Below are 16774 nucleotides of genomic sequence, written 5' to 3'. Positions count from 1 at the left end.
GCTCGTCGCCCGGCGTCACGTTCGTCGGCGCGCGAGAACAACAACGGCATGACCCACCTCGATCGCTAACTCCGCGTAGCCGTCCGAAGGAGTCAGACCGATGCCCAAGTCAAGCTCCGATATCCCCACAGGTCGTTGGACACAGGCCGAGAAGGTCGTGGGCATCACGTGGCTCACCCTGGCGGTCGTCCTCAGCTTTCCCGTATACGCCGTCGCGAACCGCGTCGAACCGATCGTGCTCGGGCTGCCGCTGGCACTGTGGTGGATCGTGCTCTGGACCCTGGCGGCTACCGTCGCCCTCTTTCTGGTCTACCGGCGTGAGTACCGCAAGGGGGCACGCTGATGTCGGCGGGAAACACGGCCCTGGTCCTGATGCTCGGCTACCTGGCCGTCGCGCTCGTCGTCGGCCTTCTCGCCGGCCGTGGCCGTTCGAAACTGTCGCTTTCGGAGTACGCCGTTGCCGAACGCGGCCTCGGGCTCGTGGTCATGTGGTTCCTCATGGGCGGGACGATCTTCAGCGCGTTCGCGTTCCTGGGTGGACCCGGCTGGGCGTTCTCCCGTGGCGCGGCGGCGTTCTACATCGTCGGCTACGTCGCGCTCGGCATGATCCCGTGGTACATCATCGGGCCCCGGCTGGCCAGGCTGGGCAAGGAGCGCGGCTACCTCACGATGGGCGACTTCGTCCGCGACCACTACCGTTCCAAGACGCTGGTGATCGTGATGGGCCTCGTCGCCGTCGCCGCGTTCATCCAGTACCTTACGCTGCAACTCACCGGTGTCGCGTACGTCTTCAACGTGATGACACAGGGCACGGTCCCGCTGTGGGCGGGTGCGCTCATCGCCTATGGAATCGTCATCGTCTACGTGGTGACCGGAGGCGTGCGCGCGGCCGCGTGGAGCGACGTCATCCAGGGTGCGCTGATGCTCATCGTGGCCTGGGTCATCGGCCTGTGGGTCGTCGACTATCTCCACGGTTCTCCGGGGGAGATGTTCCGCGCCATCGACGCCGAGCGTCCGGGCTTCCTCGCGATCGGCGAGACCGGTTCCACGATGGGGGCCGTGGAGTTCACCACGATCCTGCTCGTCTCGGGGATCGGCTTCCTGATGTGGCCGCACCTGTTCACGAAGTCGTTCAGTACCACCGAGCGGCGCATCAAGCAGGTTGTCATCTCCTATCCGCTCTTCGCGCTTTTCCTGATCCCGGTCCTGTTCATCGGGTTCGCGGCGGTGACCCAGGTTTCCGAAGCCGACGTCGGCAATCCCGACCAGATCCTGCCGTATCTCGTCAGCAACGTCCTTCCCATGGGCGCGTTCGCCTTCGGCCTGATCGGGGCCGGTGCGCTCGCGGCCGCGATGTCGTCGGCCGACGCCATCACCCACGGCGCCTCGGTGACGTTCACACGCGACGTCGTCCGGCCACTCCGTCCGGCGATCTCCGAGCGCGCACAGGTCTGGACGATGCGAGGCGCGGTCATCGGAGTGGGCGCCGTCGCCTACTACCTGGCCATCGTCGGTGTCGAATCGCTCGTCGGCCTGCTCGCGGGGGCGTACGGCGCCATCGTTCAGTTCGCACCGGCGGTCTACGGCGCCCTGTTCTGGCGCCGTGCCTCGGCGGCCGGCGCGATCGCCGGGCTCGCCGTGGGGATTGCGATCAACTTCTACTACCAGCTCTGGGCGGAGGCGAACCCGCTCGACATCCACGAGGGAATCCTCGGACTCATCGCCAACCTCGTCGTCTTCGTCGTCGTGAGCTTGCTGGTGCCCGCACGGCAACGCAGTCCCGAGGAGTCTGCGGTGTGAGACCTCGTGAGTGCCTACACGAGTTAGAACTCGCGTAGGCACTCACGAGGGGGCGGTGGCGGTAATGAGGCGGAATCCGGCGTCCACCTCCTCCCGGCACAGGATCCGGTGGAGCGACGTCGTGGCCGAGATCGAGCGGGACCGGCAGCGCTCGACGACATGCGGTCGGTGCTGGCGGAGCTGGTCGACGACGGCGACCTCTTCGAGATCCACGAGAGCTGGGCACGCAACGTCGTCTGCGCGCTGGCTCGCATCGACGGTGAGGTAGTCGGGGTGGTGGGCAACCAGCCGGTGGTGCTCGCGGGCGTCCTGGACTGTGCCGCCGCACAGAAGGCCGCGAGGTTCGTACGGTTCTGCGACGCCTTCGGCATCCCGCTGGTGACTCTGGTCGACGTGCCGGGATTCCTGCCCGGCGTGGAGCAGGAGCACGCGGGCATCATCCGGCACGGGGCACAGCTGCTCTACGCCTACTGCGAGGCGACGGTGCCACGCATCCAGGTGGTCCTGCGCAAGGCCTACGGCGGTGCCTACATCGCGATGGACTCGCGCTCCATCGGCGCCGACCTTTCGCTGGCGTGGCCGACCAACGAGATCGCGGTCATGGGGGCCGAAGGCGCGGTCAACGTCCTGCACCGCAAGAGACTCGCCGCCGCCGAGGACCCGGACCGGGTGCGGCGGGAGCTGGTGGCCGAGTACACCGACCGGCTCGCGCGTCCGCTTTTCGCCGCCGAGCGTGGCCTGGTCGACGATGTGATCGACCCGACGCAGACCAGGTCGGCAGTGGCGCGGGGGCTGGCGATGCTCCGGGACAAGCGCAAGCGCGCACCGCAGCGCAAGCACGGGAACGTGCCGCTGTAACCCGGGCCGAGTTGACAAGTCCGATTGCCGAACCTGCAATAGCCGGATGGCGGACGACCTGGATGACGTGCTCAGTGCGGTAGGACCGCGGCTGCGGGCGCTGCGCAAGCAGCGGGGAACCACGCTCGCCGCGCTGTCCGAGGCAACCGGAATCTCGATCAGCACGCTGTCGCGGCTGGAGTCGGGCAGCCGCCGTCCGAGCCTGGAACTGCTGCTGCCGCTGGCCAAGGCACACCGGGTCGCCCTGGACGAACTCGTCGACGCCCCGCCCACCGGCGATCCGCGCGTGCGGACCCGGGCGATCACCCGGCACGGCATGACCTACGTGCCGCTGACCAGGCAGCCGGGTGGCCTGCAGGCGTTCAAGATGATCATTCCGGCGGGGCCGGAGCAGGCGGAGCCGGATCCACGCTCGCACGAGGGCTACGAATGGCTCTACGTGCTCAGTGGCAGGCTGCGGATCGTGCTCGGCGAGCACGACCTGGTGTTGCGCAAGGGCGAGGCGGCCGAGTTCGACACCCACGTGCCGCACTGGTTCGGCCGCGCCGACACGCGGCCGGTCGAGTTCCTCAGCCTGTTCGGCCCGCAGGGGGAGCGGGTCCACGTCAAGGCCCGGCCGCGATCGGGCTGACCGGCGCCCGCATGGCGTACGCTATCTAGAACTGGTTCTAGTTTGGAGGTCGTATGCGGTCCGGCGTCGTCTTGTTCACCAGCGATCGCGGGGCCGCACCGGCCACGGTGGCACGGGCGGCCGAGGAGGCCGGTTTCGACTCCTTCGCCGTCCCCGAGCACAGCCACATCCCGGTGCGGCGGGACGCGGCCCACCCGGGGACCGGGGACGGGAGCCTGCCCGACGACCGCTACCTGCGCACCCTTGACCCGTGGGTCGCCCTCGGCACCGCGGCTTCGGTGACGGAGCGGATCGGCCTGTCCACCGCCGTGGCGCTGCCGGTGCAGCACGATCCCATCACGCTTGCCAAGACGATCGCCTCGCTGGACCACCTCTCCGGCGGGCGCGTGGTGCTGGGCGTCGGCTTCGGCTGGAACCTCGACGAGCTGGGCGATCACGGCGTCCCCGCGGGCAGGCGGCGGACGATGCTGCGCGAGTACCTGGAGGCGATGCAGGCCCTGTGGTCGGCGGAGCAGGCGTCCTACGACGGCGAGTTCGTCCGGTTCGGCCCGAGCTGGGCCTGGCCGAAGCCGGTACAGCAGCCGCGGGTGCCCGTCCTGGTCGGCGCGGGCGGCACCGAGCGGACGTTCGCCTGGATCGCGCGCTCCGCCGACGGCTGGATCACCACGCCGCTGGAGCGGGACATCGAGGAGAAGGTGGGCGTGCTCCGCCGGACGTGGCACGAGCACGGCCGCACCGGGACGCCCGCGGTCACGGTGCTCGCAGGCAGGCCCGACCCCGGGGCGCTGGCGCACTGGGCCGCCGCGGGGGTGAGCGAGGTGCTGTTCGGGTTGCCGGACCGGTCCGAGGAGGAGGTCGTGGGCTACATCGGCAGGCTGGCGGAGCGGCTCGGGCTCGGCGCGGGCGCTCAGCCGGCTCCGTAGACGATCTGCAGGACGCCGAGGACGATCGTGATCACCGTGAGCCCGACCGCCACCCACGTCAGCCGGGTGACCAGCGCGTTGACGCTGCTCTCGTACGCGTACCGGGTCTCGTCGTCGATCGCCTCCGCGTGCCGGTCGAGCTGCTGGATGATCCGGTCGATGCCCATGCGGCCTGCCAGCCGCTGTTCGAGGAGGTTCACCTCGGCGGGCAGTGCCGAGTTCGCCATTTCCAGGATGTCCAGCGACCCGCGGAGCAGGTGCTTGTCGTTCACCGACCGCGTGCCCGCCAGCAGCCCGGCCGATTCCTCCTGCGCCCTATGCAGCCACTGGATCGCCAGCGCCATGCGGATCAGCACGCGCTCGAGCACGAGCAGCATGCCGTGGTCGAGTCCCGCCACCGCACTGTCGATGTCGAAGTACGGCTCCGCCGCACCGAAGTAGCGCATCGCGAGCGCCCGCTGAGCCTCGGCGTACTCCGCCCCCTTGTTGTTCAGGCAGATGATTCCGGAGGCCATCGCGTACGCGGAGACGAACTCGCGAGTGCCCCATGGCTCGCCGAGCGCTTCGCGCGCCACCTGCCGTGGCACGAAACGCCAGCCCTCGTCGCTCGTGGCGAGACCGTAGAACGGGCGGGGATCGACACCGACCGCCTTGCCCGGCGGGCTCCCGTCGTAACCGCGTATCTCGACGCACCACGCCTTGCGGTCGGGTAGCTCGGATATCCCGCAGTCGCGGGTCAGCTCGTCGAACGCGGCCAGGACGCAGTGCCAGCCGGATGTCTGCACCTTCCCCCGGTACAGGGCCCGCACGCCGTGCTCACCACTGCTGTCCACTGCGGAGGGACGCCCCTGCAGGCAGTGCAGGACGGCGATCGTCAGGTCGACGTCGGCATGCCAGCCGTCATTCTGCTCGCCCACCGCATTCGTAGTGACGATCAGCGTCATCGAACTGTAGGCCGGATGCCAGGTCACAATGACCGAGCACGGGACGATCCGCTCGCCGATGCCCAGCGTGAACTGGCTTCCGCCCGCCCCGTCGACCAGCAGGTGACGCGCGGGCGGCTCGGGGTAGGTGGCCAGGAATCGCTCGACGGTCCGCCACTCGGTGCCGAGCCGGCCGTCGAGCGGCTTCAGCAGCCCGTTCGCGCGGGCCCGGTCGAAGACGGTGGCCGATTCGCCGACGGAGAGCGGGACCGCGGATGCGAACGACAGCAGCAGGGTGCGCTCGGCGGCCGTCATGCGGACGGGTTCGTGCCGTCTCGCCGCCACAGGGTCATGATGTCGCGGCCGTGAGTCCGCCGCATCGACGTGGTGCTGTTGACCAGCTCGTCGCGATCCACGCCCTCGTCCGTGCCACTGAGATCCTCCAGTACGTGGTAGGTCCACGCCCACGTGCCCGTCCAGCCCGCACGGGCGGCCTCGGCGGCCAGCATCTCGGGATCGATGTGCCGTACCGGCAGGATCTCCGGCGTCCAGCCGTCGGTGAGTGCGTGGTCGAACTGATCCCGGCCGACCGGCCGCGACTGCACCGTTCCGTCCACCAGCGAGTCGAGGCTGAATCCGCCCTGACCGACGGGCGCCCGGCTGAACGAGAGCACGAGCTGCCCGCCGGGCGCCGCCACGTCGTGCAGCCGTCGCAGGCTCGGCACGAGCGCGCTGGTCGGCACGTGCTGAATGACGTGGCTGCAGACCAGCAGGTCGAAGGGACCGCCCCGGACCTCCGTGATCGGCGTGGCCTGGAACGACACGTCCGTTCCCCCGGGTAGCGCGACCGTGCGGGCGCGCTCGAGCCGGCCGGCGTCCGGGTCCGCGGCGGTGATGGTCGCCGCGAAGCGCGCGATCCACGGCAGCAGCCTGCCGTCGCCACAGCCCGCGTCCAGCGCACGCACCCGCGACCGTCGGCCGAGTTCGGCCGACAGCCGCTCGGCCAGCAGCTCAAGAGCCCGCTGCTCGCTCGCCGCCCAGTAGCCCGGATAGGGCTCGTGCTCGCGGACGAACGAGCTCGTCAGCCGATCGTCGCTGTCCGGGTAGCGGTACGTCCCAGCGATCACCAGGCGGAATATACCCGAGTCGGCGCTGGTGGCAGGCGGGTCGCCGTCCGGCCCTCCGGAACACTTCCGAGCACGTCGCCTAAGGTCGCGGCATGGTCGAACAGCAGCCGGCCCAGCGGCCAGCGGCTGCGGGTGAGCCCGCCGCGCCGGAGCCGTCCGGCGCGGCCGTGCTCGCCCCGTTCGCCCGGTTCCCGGTGCTCGCCGTCGCCGGGGCGGCGATGGCGGTGCTGCTCGCCTTCGCCGGCCGCTACGGCTACCACGGCGACGAGCTCTACTTCGTCTCCGCGGGCAGGCATCTGGCCTGGGGATACGCCGACCAGCCGCCGTTGGTGCCGCTGCTCGCGCTGCTGATGGACACGCTGTTCCCGAACTCGGTCGTCGGGCTGCGCCTGCCTGCCGTCCTGTTCACCGGCCTCGGCATCGTCGTCGCCGCGCTCACCGCCCGCGAGCTCGGCGGTGGGCGCCGGGCCCAGGTGCTCACCGCGGGCGCCTTCGCCTGCTCGCCGTTCCTGCTCGCGGGCGCCGGGCACATCCTGGCCACGCACATGGTCGACGCGTTCCTCTGGACGGTGATCGTCTGGCTGGTGGTGCGCTGGGTGCGTGTGCGCCAGGACCGGCTGCTGCTGGCGACCGGCGTGCTGACCGCCGTGACACTCCAGGTCAAGTTCCTCATCCCGGTGTTCTGGATCGCGCTCGCCATCGCCACGCTCGCGTTCGGGCCGCGCACGTTGCTGCGCGCGCCGCTGCTGTGGGCGGGTGCGGCGTTCGCCGTGCTCGTCACCGTGCCGACCCTGCTGTGGCAGGCCGGCCACGGCTGGCCACAGCTGGAGATGGACAGGACGGTCGCCGCCGAGGTCGCCTACGCGGGCGGGCGCCTGACCTTCCTGCCGATGGCGCTGCAGCAGGCGGGCATCGTCGTCGGCGCGCCGCTGTTCGTACTCGGCGTGTGGTGGTTGCTGCGCTCCCCACGGCTGCGGCCGTACCGGTTCCTCGGCGTGACGGTGGTCCTGGTGACCGCCGTCTTCTGGCTGAACGCCGGGCGGCCCTACTACGTCGGCGGGCTGTTCGCGCTGTGCTTCGCGGCCGCCGCGGTGGAGCTGGACCGCAGGCTGCCCGCACGGTGGCGCTGGCTGTACGTACCCGCGTACGCCGTCTCCGCGGCGATCGCGATCAGCGGGCTGCCGGTGCAGCCGATCTCGTCCTACGCCGACCGGCCCTACAGTCCGATGAACATGGAGCTGGAGGAGTTCGGCTGGCCGGAGGTGGCCGCCGACGTCGCGCGCGCCTACCGCGCGCTGCCTGCGGAGGAGCGTGAGCGCGCCGCGATCGTCACCGACAGCTACTGGCAGGCCTCGGCGATCGAGCAGTTCGAGCCGCGGCTGCCGCCGGTACACAGCGGCAGCCGCGGCTACTGGTACTTCGGTGCGCCGCCCGACTCGGCCACCAGCGCGCTGTTCGTCGGCGCCGACCAGGAGCGGCTGCTCGGCTACTTCGCGAGCGTGCGACAGGTCGCCACGATCGACAACGAGCACCGGGTGAACAACGCGAACCAGGGTGAGCCGATCTGGTTCTGCGAGGACATCAGGGCGCCGTGGTCGCAACTGTGGCCGGAGTTCCGGCACATGACTTTCCGCTGGTAGCGGCCGGGTCGCAGGGCCGTCGACGACGTGCCGTACGAGCATGATCACCCAAAGTTCTCGGTTGCGGAACGGAACTTCGTCTTGACGGGTGTCGGGCCTCGCTCTACTTTTGCATGTCACAGGACGAAGTGGGGCTGATGTGAATTTAAGTCTGCACACGCCGAGCGAAGAAGCCGGAAGTGCACCCCTGCTGCGGATGCAGGGGATCGTCAAGCTCTTCCCGGGCGTCCGAGCTCTCGACGGCGTCGATCTCGAGGTCCGCGAGGGTGAGGTGCACTGCCTGCTCGGCCAGAACGGCGCCGGCAAGTCGACGCTGATCAAGACGCTCGCGGGTGCCCACCAGCCGGACGCGGGCGAGATCATCTGGCAGGGCGAGCGCGTCGCGCTGTCCTCGCCGGTGGCCGCGCTGAAGCTCGGCATCGCCACGATGTACCAGGAGCTCGACCTCATCCCGACCCTCTCCGTCGCGGAGAACATTTTCCTCGGCCACGAGCGTGCGCGGTACGGGTTCAGCCGTCCGGCCGCCGCCAGGGCCGAGGCGAGTGCGCTGCTGACGCGGCTGGGGCACCCGGAGATCTCGCCGGACACCGAGGTCGGCAAGCTCTCTGCCGCCGGCCAGCAGCTGGTGTCGATGGCCAGGGCGCTGGCCCACGACGCGAAGCTGATCGTGGCCGACGAGCCGACCGCCGCGCTCGCCAGCGACGAGGTGGACAACCTCTTCCGGATCATCGAGGAGCTGACCGCCGAGGGCGTCGCGGTCGTCTACATCTCGCACCGGATGGAGGAGATCCGCCGCGTCGGGCACCGGGTCACCGTCATCAAGGACGGCGGGACGGTCGCCTCCAACCTCGACGCCCGCGAGACGCCGAGCAACGAGCTGGTCGACCTAATGGCGGGCCGCAAGGTCCAGTCCGCCTTCCGCGAGGCGGGCGAGGGCAGCGGCGAGTTCGGCGACGAGATGCTGATGGTAGAGGGGCTGACCCGCGTGGGCGAGTTTCGCGACGTGTCGTTCACGGTGCGGGCCGGGGAGATCGTCGGCCTGGCCGGGCTCGTCGGCGCGGGCCGCAGCGAGGTGCTGGAGACGATCTTCGGCGCGCGCAGGCCCGACGCGGGCACGGTCACCGTCGGGGGCAAGAAGCTGCGGTCCGGCAGCGTCGCGGCCGCGGTGCGGGCCGGGGTGGGGCTCGCACCGGAGGAGCGCAAGAGCCAGGCCCTGCTGCTCGACATGTCCGTCGCGCACAACGCCACGCTCGCGAGCCTGCCCGGCTACAGCACGCTCGGCTTCAGCCAGCGCGCCAGGGAAATCCGTGATGCAACGTCTACTTTGGAGCGCCTCGACCTGCGCCCTGCCGACCCCCGCCGGATCGCGGGCACGCTCTCCGGCGGTAACCAGCAGAAGGTCGTGGTCGCCCGCTGGCTGGTGCACGGCTGCCGCGTGCTGCTGCTCGACGAACCCACCAGGGGCGTCGACGTCGGAGCCAGGGCGGAGCTCTACCGGCTGATTCACGAACTCGCCGCGACCGGCGTGGCGATCGTGCTCGTGTCCAGCGAAATCCCCGAGGTACTCGGCCTCGCCGACCGCGTCCTCGTCCTGCGCGAGGGCGAGGTGCTGGCGGACCGGCCCGCGGGCGAGCTGAGCGAGGCGGATGTCCTCGACATGGTTATGGAAGGGAGTGCGGCGTGACCAAGGCACTTGACCGGCCACCCGTCAAACCGGCGGCGACGGGTGCGGGACGCCGCGCGTTCCCCGTCGACGTGCGGCTGCTCGGGCTGACCGGTGTCCTCGTGCTGCTCCTCCTGATCGGATACGTGACCAACCCGGACACGTTCATCACGGAGGGCAACCTCTCCATCATGCTGCGGCAGGCCGCGGCGATCGGGGTCGTCAGCGTCGGCATGACGTTCGTGATCCTCACCGCGGGAATCGACCTGTCCGTCGGCTCCCTCGTCGCGCTCGCCAGCGTGTGGATGACGACGGTCGCGACCCAGTCCTACGGCCCGTTCGTCATGGTGCTCTGCGGCCTGCTGGTCGGGCTCGGCGCAGGGCTCGTGAACGGCATGCTCATCGCCTACGGCAAAGTGGTTCCGTTCATCATGACGCTGGCGATGATGGCGTCGGCCCGCGGCCTCGCCGAACGCATCAGCGGCAGGCAGACGCAGGTCGTCACCGAGAGCGGGTTCACCAGCTTCTTCGGGGCCGATTTCCTCGGCATCCCCGTGCTCGTGTGGATGCTCGCGCTTGTCTTCACCGTCGGCTGGGTGGTGCTCAACCGCACGACGTTCGGCAGGAGGACGTTCGCGATCGGCGGCAACGCGGAGGCCGCGCGCCTCTCCGGCATCAACGTCAAGCGGCACGTCGCGCTGGTGTACGGCATCAGCGGGCTCTGCTGCGGCATCGCCGCGATCATCAGCGTGGCGCGGACGACCTCCGGAGCCTCGACCACCGGCATGTTCTACGAACTCGACGCGATCGCCGCGGTGGTGATCGGCGGCACGTTGCTCTCCGGCGGGCGCGGCAGCCTCATCGGCACGCTGATCGGCGTCCTCATCTTCACCGCCCTGAGCAGCATCTTCACCCAGAACAACCTGGACACCGACATCCAGAGCATCGCCAAGGGCGCGATCATCGTCGCCGCCGTGCTGCTGCAGCACACCACCGCCCGGCGGCGCAAGGCGAAACCACGAGGCCCCGCAGAAGCCCCAACCGAAGCAACCGGGAGCGAGAAATGACAGGATCGAACTTAGCGCGGCGCGGATTCCTTTTCGGCGCGGCAGGCCTCGGTGCCGGTGCGGTGCTGGCCGGCTGCACGTCGAACGAGCCCGCGGGGTCCGGCGAGCCGCAGCAGGCCGCGGCGCAGGGTGACAACGCCGAGCCCGGCAAGCAGGTGACCATTGGGTTCTCCGCGCCCGCGGCCGACCACGGCTGGATGGCGGCGGTGACCATCAACGCCAAGGAGATGGCGGAGCAGTTCTCCGACGTCACGCTGAACGCCACCGAGGGCACCAACGACGTCAACCAGCAGATCGCGCAGGTCGAGTCGCTCATCAACGGCGGCGTGGACGCCCTGGTGATCCTGCCCTACGACGGCAAGGCGCTCACCCAGGTCGGCAGGCAGGCCATGGAGAAGGGCATCCCGGTCGTCAACGTGGACCGGGTCTTCGACACCGCGCTCGCCTACCGCATGTGGATCGGCGGCGACAACTACCGCATGGGCGTCAACGCCGGCTACTACATCGCCGAGCAGCTCAAGCAGAAGAACGTCAGCAACCCGGTGATCGCCGAGGTCGCGGGACTCGACTCGCTCCCGCTGACCCAGGAGCGCAGTCAGGGCTTCAAGGACGCGCTCAACACGGAGGGCTTCAAGGTGACCCGCCGTGTCGCCGCGGAGTTCACGCCGGAGACCGGCGAGCAGAAGACCGCGCAGCTGCTGCAGGCCGCGCCGAAGATCGACGCGCTGTGGAACCACGACGACGACCAGGGCATCGGCGTGCTGGCCGCCATCGAGAACGCGGGCCGGGACGAGTTCATCATGGTCGGCGGCGCCGGTTCGAAGAACATGATGGACCGGATCAAGAGCGACGACTCCGTCATCAAGGCGACCGTCCTCTACAGCCCGTCGATGGCGTCCTCCGCGATCGCCATGGCGCGGCTGATCGCGCAGAGCAAGGGCCTGTCCGACCTGGCCGAGCACGAGGTCCCCGCCAGCATCACGACCTACTCCGCCGTCGTGACCAAGGAGAACGTGGACCAGTACATGGATGTCGGGTTCGACTCGTGACGGAAGCACGCACAGCGAACGGACAGACGCTCGGCGTCGCCATGATCGGTCACTCGTTCATGGGAGCGGTGCACTCGCAGGCGTGGCGCAACGTGCACCGCTTCTTCGACGTCCCGCGCGCGCCGCGCATGGTCGCCCTCGGCGGCCGGGACGAACGGCGGACCAAGGAGGCCGCCGACCGGTTCGGCTGGGCTTCGGTGGAGACCGACTGGCGCGTCCTGGTCGAACGGGACGATGTCGACCTGGTCGACATCTGCACCCCGGGTGACACGCACTGCGACATCGCGCTCGCCGCGCTCGCCGCGGGCAAGCACGTGCTGTGCGAGAAGCCGTTGGCGAACACCGTGGCCGAGGCCGAGCAGATGGCCGCGGCCGCCGACCGCGCCGAGGCCGCGGGCGTGCACTCGATGGTGGCGTTCAACTACCGCCGGGTGCCCGCGCTGGCACTGGCGCGGCGGCTGGTCGACGAGGGCAGGCTCGGCGAGTTGCGGCACGTACGCGCGGCGTACCTGCAGGACTGGCTCTCCGACGCCACGGCGCCGATGACCTGGCGGCTGCGCAAGGAGCAGGCGGGTTCCGGTGCGCTCGGCGACATCGGCGCGCACATCGTGGACGCCACGCAGTTCGTCACCGGTGAGCGCCTCACCGGGGTGTCGGCGCTGACGAACACGTTCGTGCCGCGGCGGCCGGCCGCGGGCGGAGCCGAGGAGGACGTCACGGTGGACGACTGCGCGTTGTTCACCGGCCGGTTCGCCTCCGGTGCGGTCGCCAGCTTCGAGGCCACCCGCTACGCGCTCGGCCGGAAGAACGCGATGCGCCTGGAGATCAACGGCTCGCGCGGCAGCATCAGTTTCGACTTCGAGTCGATGAACCAGCTGTGGTTCTACGACGGTGACGATCCGGGTGAGCACGCCGGATTCCGGCGCATCCTCGCCACCGAGCCGGAGCATCCGTACCTGGAGGCGTGGTGGCCGCCGGGCCACCTGCTCGGCTACGAGCACACCTTCACGCACGAGGTGGCCGACCTGCTCACCGCGATCGGCACCGGCGAGCGGCCCCGGCCCAGTTTCGCCGACGGCCTGCGCGTGCAGCGTGTGCTGGCCGCGGTCGAAAAGAGCGCGACGAACGGCTCGCGCTGGGAACAAGTGGAAGAGGAGTAGGCGAGAAGCCCGGCGTTCACCGAGTCCCCACCGGTTGATCAAGGGAAGGTACCAGTGCGACGAAGCAGTAGTACCCGACAGCAAAGACCATCTCCCCGCCGCGGCTGGCGCATCGGCGCCGCCGCACTCGCGTTCTGCACCGGGCTCGGCGGCGCGACCGTCGCTTCGGCCCAGCAGCAGGAGGACCCCAGCGTTCTGGTGTTCTCCAAGACCGCCGGTTACCGGCACGCCTCGATCCCGACGGGTGTCAGCGCCATCGAGCAACTGGGGGCGGAGAACGGCTTCACCGTGGAGGCGACCGAGGACGCGGCCGCGTTCACGGACGAGAACCTGTCCCGGTTCGACGCGGTGGTCTGGTTGTCCACCACGGGCGACGTGCTCGACGAAGCCCAGCAGGGCGCGTTCGAGCGCTACGTGGAGGGCGGCGGCGGGTACGCTGGCGTGCACGCGGCGTCCGACACCGAGTACGACTGGCCCTGGTACGGCGACCTGGTCGGTGCGTACTTCGACTCGCACCCGCAGATCCAGCAGGCGACCGTCAACGTCGAGGACCGCCAGCACCCCTCGACCGCGGGCCTGCCGTACCAGTGGGAACGCACCGACGAGTGGTACAACTTCCGCGACAACCCCCGCCAGGACGTGCACGTGCTGGCCGCGCTGGACGAGTCGAGCTACGACGCGGGCGGCGGCGCGATGGGGGACCACCCGATCGCCTGGTGTCACGAGAACAGCGGTGGCCGCGCCTGGTACACCGGCGGCGGGCACACCGAGGAGTCCTACGGCGAGGCGGAGTTCCGGCAGCACCTGCTCGGCGGCATCCAGTACGTCACGGGCGTGGCCGACGGTGACTGCTCGCCCCCCGACCCCGGCACCGGCAACCCCTCGGACGAGGACTTCGACCAGCTCACCCTCGCCAAGGGCGAGCCGGCCACCGGCGAGCCGATGGCACTCGCGGTGCTGCCGGACCGCAAGGTGCTGCACACCTCACGTGACGGCCGCGTCTTCCTGACCACACCGGAGGCCACGACCAAGCTGGCCGGCACCATCCCGGTCTACAACCACGACGAGGACGGCCTGCAGGGCGTCGCGGTCGATCCCGACTTCGCGAACAGCCGGTGGGTGTACCTCTACTACGCGCCGCCGCTGGACACCCCGGCCGGTGACGCGCCGGAGAACGGCACGGAGGCCGACTTCGCGCCCTTCAAGGGCTACAACCAGCTCTCCCGGTACCAGCTGACCGAGGACGGCATGCTGGACCTGGCCAGCGAGCAGCAGATCCTGCGGGTCGACGCGGACCGTGGCATCTGCTGCCACGCCGGTGGCGAGATCGACTTCGATGCCGACGGCAACCTGCTGCTGTCCACAGGGGACGACACCAACCCGTTCGCCTCGGACGGCTACACGCCGATCGACGAGCGGGCGGACCGCAACCCGGTCTTCGACGGCCAGCGCACCTCGGCCAACACCAACGACCTGCGCGGCAAGCTGCTGCGGATCAAGGTCGAGGAGGACGGGAGCTACTCGATCCCCGAGGGCAACCTGTTCGCGCCGGGCACCGAGAAGACCAGGCCGGAGATCTACGCGATGGGCTTCCGGAACCCGTTCCGGTTCGCCGTCGACAAGGAGACGGGCTGGATCCACCTCGGCGACTACGGTCCCGACGCCGGTTCGGCGAGCCCGGACCGCGGGCCGGGAGGCACCGTCGAGTTCAACCTCATCAAGGGGCCGGGCAACTACGGGTGGCCGTACTGCGTCGGCGACAACCAGCCGTTCGTCGACTACGACTTCGCCACCAGTACCTCCGGCGAGCCTTTCGACTGCGCGGCACCGAAGAACGAGAGCCCGAACAACACCGGGCTGGTGGACCTGCCCCCGGTGCAGCCCGCGTGGATTCCGTACGACGGCGGCTCGGTGCCGGAGTTCGGTTCCGGCAGCGAGTCCCCGATGGGCGGCCCGACCTACGACTTCGACGCCGAGCTGGACTCGACCACGAAGTTCCCCGAGTACTTCGACGGCAAGAACTTCGCCTACGAGTGGGAGCGCGGCTGGATCAAGACCATCGAGGTCGGCCAGGACGGTGAGCGCGGGGCGATCGAGCCGTTCTTCGAGTCGATGGAACTCGTCCGCCCGATGAACATCGAGTTCGGCCCGGACGGCTCGCTGTACGTGCTCGACTACGGCAGCGGCTACTTCGGCGGCTCGCCGGACTCGGCGGTGTACCGGATCGACCACACGGCGGGCAACCGCACGCCGGAGGTCAAGCTGTCGGCAACCCCGACGTCCGGGCAGGCACCGCTCGAGGTGAGCTTCGACCCGGCGGGTACCGGCGACGCCGACGGCGGCGAGCTCACCTACGCGTGGGACTTCGACGGTGACGGCACGACCGACTCCACGGAGGCGGGTCCGGTTTCCCACACGTTCACCGGCACGGGCCAGTACAGCGCGAAGCTGTCGGTGACCGACTCGACCGGGTTGACCGGCTCGGCCAGCGTGGTGGTCACCGTCGGCAACACCGAGCCCACGGTGACGCTGGAGACGCCCGTCGACGGCGGCTTCTTCGGCTTCGGTGACAAGGTGCCGTTCAAGGTCACCGTGACCGACCCCGAGGACGGCCAGATCGACTGCTCGAAGGTGACCGTGGAGTACGTGCTCGGCCACAACGACCACGGCCACCCGCTGTCGCGGGCCACCGGCTGCGAGGGCGTGATCGAGACTCCCGCCGACGAGGGGCACGGGCTGGACGCCGACATTTTCGGTGTCATCGACGCCAGCTACACCGACAACGGCGCCGAGGGCGTGCCGGCGCTCACCGGCGAGGCCCAGACCGTGCTGCAGCCCAAGCTGAAGCAGGCGGAGTTCGCGAGCGAGCAGAACGGGGTCGAGATCGTCGGCGCCGCGGGCGCCAGTGGCGGCCAGCGGGTCGGCTACATCGACGACGGCGACTGGATCAGGTTCGACCCGGTGAACCTCACCGGTATCGACTCGATCGGCTACCGGGTCTCCTCCGGCGGCGCGGGCGGCACCATCGAGGTGCGCTCGGGCGCGGTGGACGGCGAGGTGCTGCAGACCGTGCCGGTGGAGAACACCGGTGGCTGGGACAACTACGTCGACGTCGACCCGGTCGCGATCTCCGACCCTGGCGGCACGAAGCCGCTGTACCTGGTGTTCAAGGGCGCCGGCTCGGGCGGGCTGTTCGACGTGGACGTGCTGCGGTTCACCGGCACCGGTGTGGCGCAGCCGCCCGAGCCGTGTGTGCCCGCCGAGCCGGACGAGGGCTACCGGATGCTCTTCGACGGCACGCAGGCGAGCCTCGACGGCTGGAAGCAGTCCGGTCCCGGGTCGTTCGAGCTGCGGGGCGCCGGGGAGAACTGCACGATCACCTCGACCGGTGGCATGGGCCTGTACTCCTTCGACCAGCGCTTCGGCGTCTACGACCTGAAGCTGGACTGGAAGATGGCGGGCGATGACAACTCCGGCGTCTTCGTCGGCTACCCCGACCCTGGCAACGATCCGTGGGTGGCCGTGCACCAGGGCTACGAGATCCAGATCGACGCCACGGACGCCCCGGAGAAGACAACCGGATCGATCTACGACTTCCAGTCGGCCGACATCGCGGCGCGGGACGCGGCGCTGAACCCGCCGGGCGAGTGGAACTCCTTCAAGATCGAGGTCAGGGGCCAGCGGATCCAGGTGTATCTGAACGGAGTCCTCATCAACAAGTTCGTCAACGAGGACCCCGACCGCAACCTGGCCCGCGGCTTCGTCGGGATCCAGAATCACGGGGACAGTGACGACGTCTCCTTCCGTAACATCCAGATCAAGGAGATCAGCACGGTCCCGGACAGGGCCGGCAACTGAACAACTCCCGGGTGGGTGTCCGCGGCGCGGCGGGTGCCCACCCGGGAGCTCCCAGCCGACGAAGAACGGCTGTTC

The 16774-nt window shown here is 69.7% G+C and carries 12 protein-coding genes and 1 pseudogene; 11 read left to right on the top strand and 2 right to left on the bottom strand.

Annotated features, from left to right (window positions below; all coding sequences use genetic code 11):
* Window positions 1-100: 100 nt before the first annotated feature.
* From JAP66_RS03780 to JAP66_RS03760, 5 genes and pseudogenes are all read left to right on the top strand, one after another.
* Window positions 101-343, top strand: coding sequence for a DUF3311 domain-containing protein (locus tag JAP66_RS03780; RefSeq protein WP_199430149.1), 243 nt, complete (start codon window positions 101-103; stop codon window positions 341-343).
* Window positions 343-1800 carry a sodium:solute symporter family protein gene (locus JAP66_RS03775; protein WP_199430148.1) on the top strand — a complete coding sequence of 486 codons (1458 nt, stop codon included), beginning with the start codon at window positions 343-345 and terminating at the stop codon, window positions 1798-1800. The genes JAP66_RS03780 and JAP66_RS03775 overlap by 1 nt, the downstream gene beginning before the upstream one ends.
* Window positions 1801-1893: 93 nt before the next feature.
* Window positions 1894-2658 (top strand): annotated as a pseudogene (locus JAP66_RS03770) (acyl-CoA carboxylase subunit beta); the annotation flags it as partial.
* Window positions 2659-2704: 46 nt separating this feature from the next.
* Window positions 2705-3289, top strand: a complete 585-nt coding sequence (locus JAP66_RS03765) for a helix-turn-helix domain-containing protein (protein ID WP_199430147.1) — start codon at window positions 2705-2707, stop codon at window positions 3287-3289.
* A 53-nt stretch (window positions 3290-3342) separates the two neighbouring features.
* On the top strand, window positions 3343-4212 hold the full coding sequence (locus JAP66_RS03760; protein WP_199430146.1) for an LLM class F420-dependent oxidoreductase: 870 nt from the start codon (window positions 3343-3345) through the stop codon (window positions 4210-4212).
* Here JAP66_RS03760 and JAP66_RS03755 read toward each other — a convergent pair.
* Complete coding sequence (locus JAP66_RS03755; protein WP_307849423.1) at window positions 4197-5480, bottom strand: hypothetical protein; 1284 nt, start codon at window positions 5478-5480, stop codon at window positions 4197-4199. The two genes, JAP66_RS03760 and JAP66_RS03755, sit on opposite strands and share 16 nt — an antisense overlap.
* A complete protein-coding gene (locus JAP66_RS03750) occupies window positions 5447-6262 on the bottom strand; it encodes a class I SAM-dependent methyltransferase (protein ID WP_199430145.1) in 816 nt (271 codons plus the stop codon). Before JAP66_RS03750 ends, JAP66_RS03755 begins: the two co-directional genes overlap by 34 nt.
* Before the next feature lie 218 nt (window positions 6263-6480).
* On the opposite strand from JAP66_RS03750, the gene JAP66_RS03745 reads away from it, so the two are divergent.
* The 6 genes from JAP66_RS03745 (at window position 6481) to JAP66_RS03720 (ending at window position 16699) form a co-directional block, all read left to right on the top strand.
* A complete protein-coding gene (locus tag JAP66_RS03745) occupies window positions 6481-7902 on the top strand; it encodes an ArnT family glycosyltransferase (protein WP_235998778.1) in 1422 nt (473 codons plus the stop codon).
* Between the two features lie 196 nt (window positions 7903-8098).
* Window positions 8099-9586 carry a sugar ABC transporter ATP-binding protein gene (locus JAP66_RS03740; RefSeq protein ID WP_199430595.1) on the top strand — a complete coding sequence of 496 codons (1488 nt, stop codon included), beginning with the start codon at window positions 8099-8101 and terminating at the stop codon, window positions 9584-9586.
* The gene (locus JAP66_RS03735) at window positions 9583-10632 is read left to right on the top strand and encodes an ABC transporter permease (RefSeq protein WP_199430143.1); all 1050 of its coding nucleotides are present in this window, start codon (window positions 9583-9585) and stop codon (window positions 10630-10632) included. The genes JAP66_RS03740 and JAP66_RS03735 overlap by 4 nt, the downstream gene beginning before the upstream one ends.
* The gene (locus JAP66_RS03730) at window positions 10629-11681 is read left to right on the top strand and encodes a substrate-binding domain-containing protein (RefSeq protein ID WP_199430142.1); all 1053 of its coding nucleotides are present in this window, start codon (window positions 10629-10631) and stop codon (window positions 11679-11681) included. The genes JAP66_RS03735 and JAP66_RS03730 overlap by 4 nt, the downstream gene beginning before the upstream one ends.
* Window positions 11682-11722: 41 nt before the next feature.
* Window positions 11723-12841 carry a Gfo/Idh/MocA family protein gene (locus JAP66_RS03725; RefSeq protein WP_199430594.1) on the top strand — a complete coding sequence of 373 codons (1119 nt, stop codon included), beginning with the start codon at window positions 11723-11725 and terminating at the stop codon, window positions 12839-12841.
* A gap of 54 nt (window positions 12842-12895) precedes the next feature.
* Window positions 12896-16699 carry a ThuA domain-containing protein gene (locus JAP66_RS03720; protein ID WP_199430141.1) on the top strand — a complete coding sequence of 1268 codons (3804 nt, stop codon included), beginning with the start codon at window positions 12896-12898 and terminating at the stop codon, window positions 16697-16699.
* The last annotated feature ends 75 nt before the right edge of the window (window positions 16700-16774 follow it).

This window comes from Qaidamihabitans albus, assembly GCF_016464705.1.
GTDB lineage: Bacteria > Actinomycetota > Actinomycetes > Mycobacteriales > Pseudonocardiaceae > Qaidamihabitans > Qaidamihabitans albus.
Note: the sequence above shows the minus strand (reverse complement) of the source record. Positions and strands in the feature narration are given on the sequence as shown.

Bases quoted from the DNA above. Each gene is read 5' to 3' on its own strand.
- JAP66_RS03780 (WP_199430149.1), top strand. From the start codon at position 101: ATGCCCAAGTCAAGCTCCGATATCCCCACAGGTCGTTGGACACAGGCC.
- JAP66_RS03775 (WP_199430148.1), top strand. From the start codon at position 343: ATGTCGGCGGGAAACACGGCCCTGGTCCTGATGCTCGGCTACCTGGCC.
- JAP66_RS03765 (WP_199430147.1), top strand. From the start codon at position 2,705: ATGGCGGACGACCTGGATGACGTGCTCAGTGCGGTAGGACCGCGGCTG.
- JAP66_RS03760 (WP_199430146.1), top strand. From the start codon at position 3,343: ATGCGGTCCGGCGTCGTCTTGTTCACCAGCGATCGCGGGGCCGCACCG.
- JAP66_RS03745 (WP_235998778.1), top strand. From the start codon at position 6,481: ATGGCGGTGCTGCTCGCCTTCGCCGGCCGCTACGGCTACCACGGCGAC.
- JAP66_RS03740 (WP_199430595.1), top strand. From the start codon at position 8,099: ATGCAGGGGATCGTCAAGCTCTTCCCGGGCGTCCGAGCTCTCGACGGC.
- JAP66_RS03730 (WP_199430142.1), top strand. From the start codon at position 10,629: ATGACAGGATCGAACTTAGCGCGGCGCGGATTCCTTTTCGGCGCGGCA.
- JAP66_RS03725 (WP_199430594.1), top strand. From the start codon at position 11,723: ATGATCGGTCACTCGTTCATGGGAGCGGTGCACTCGCAGGCGTGGCGC.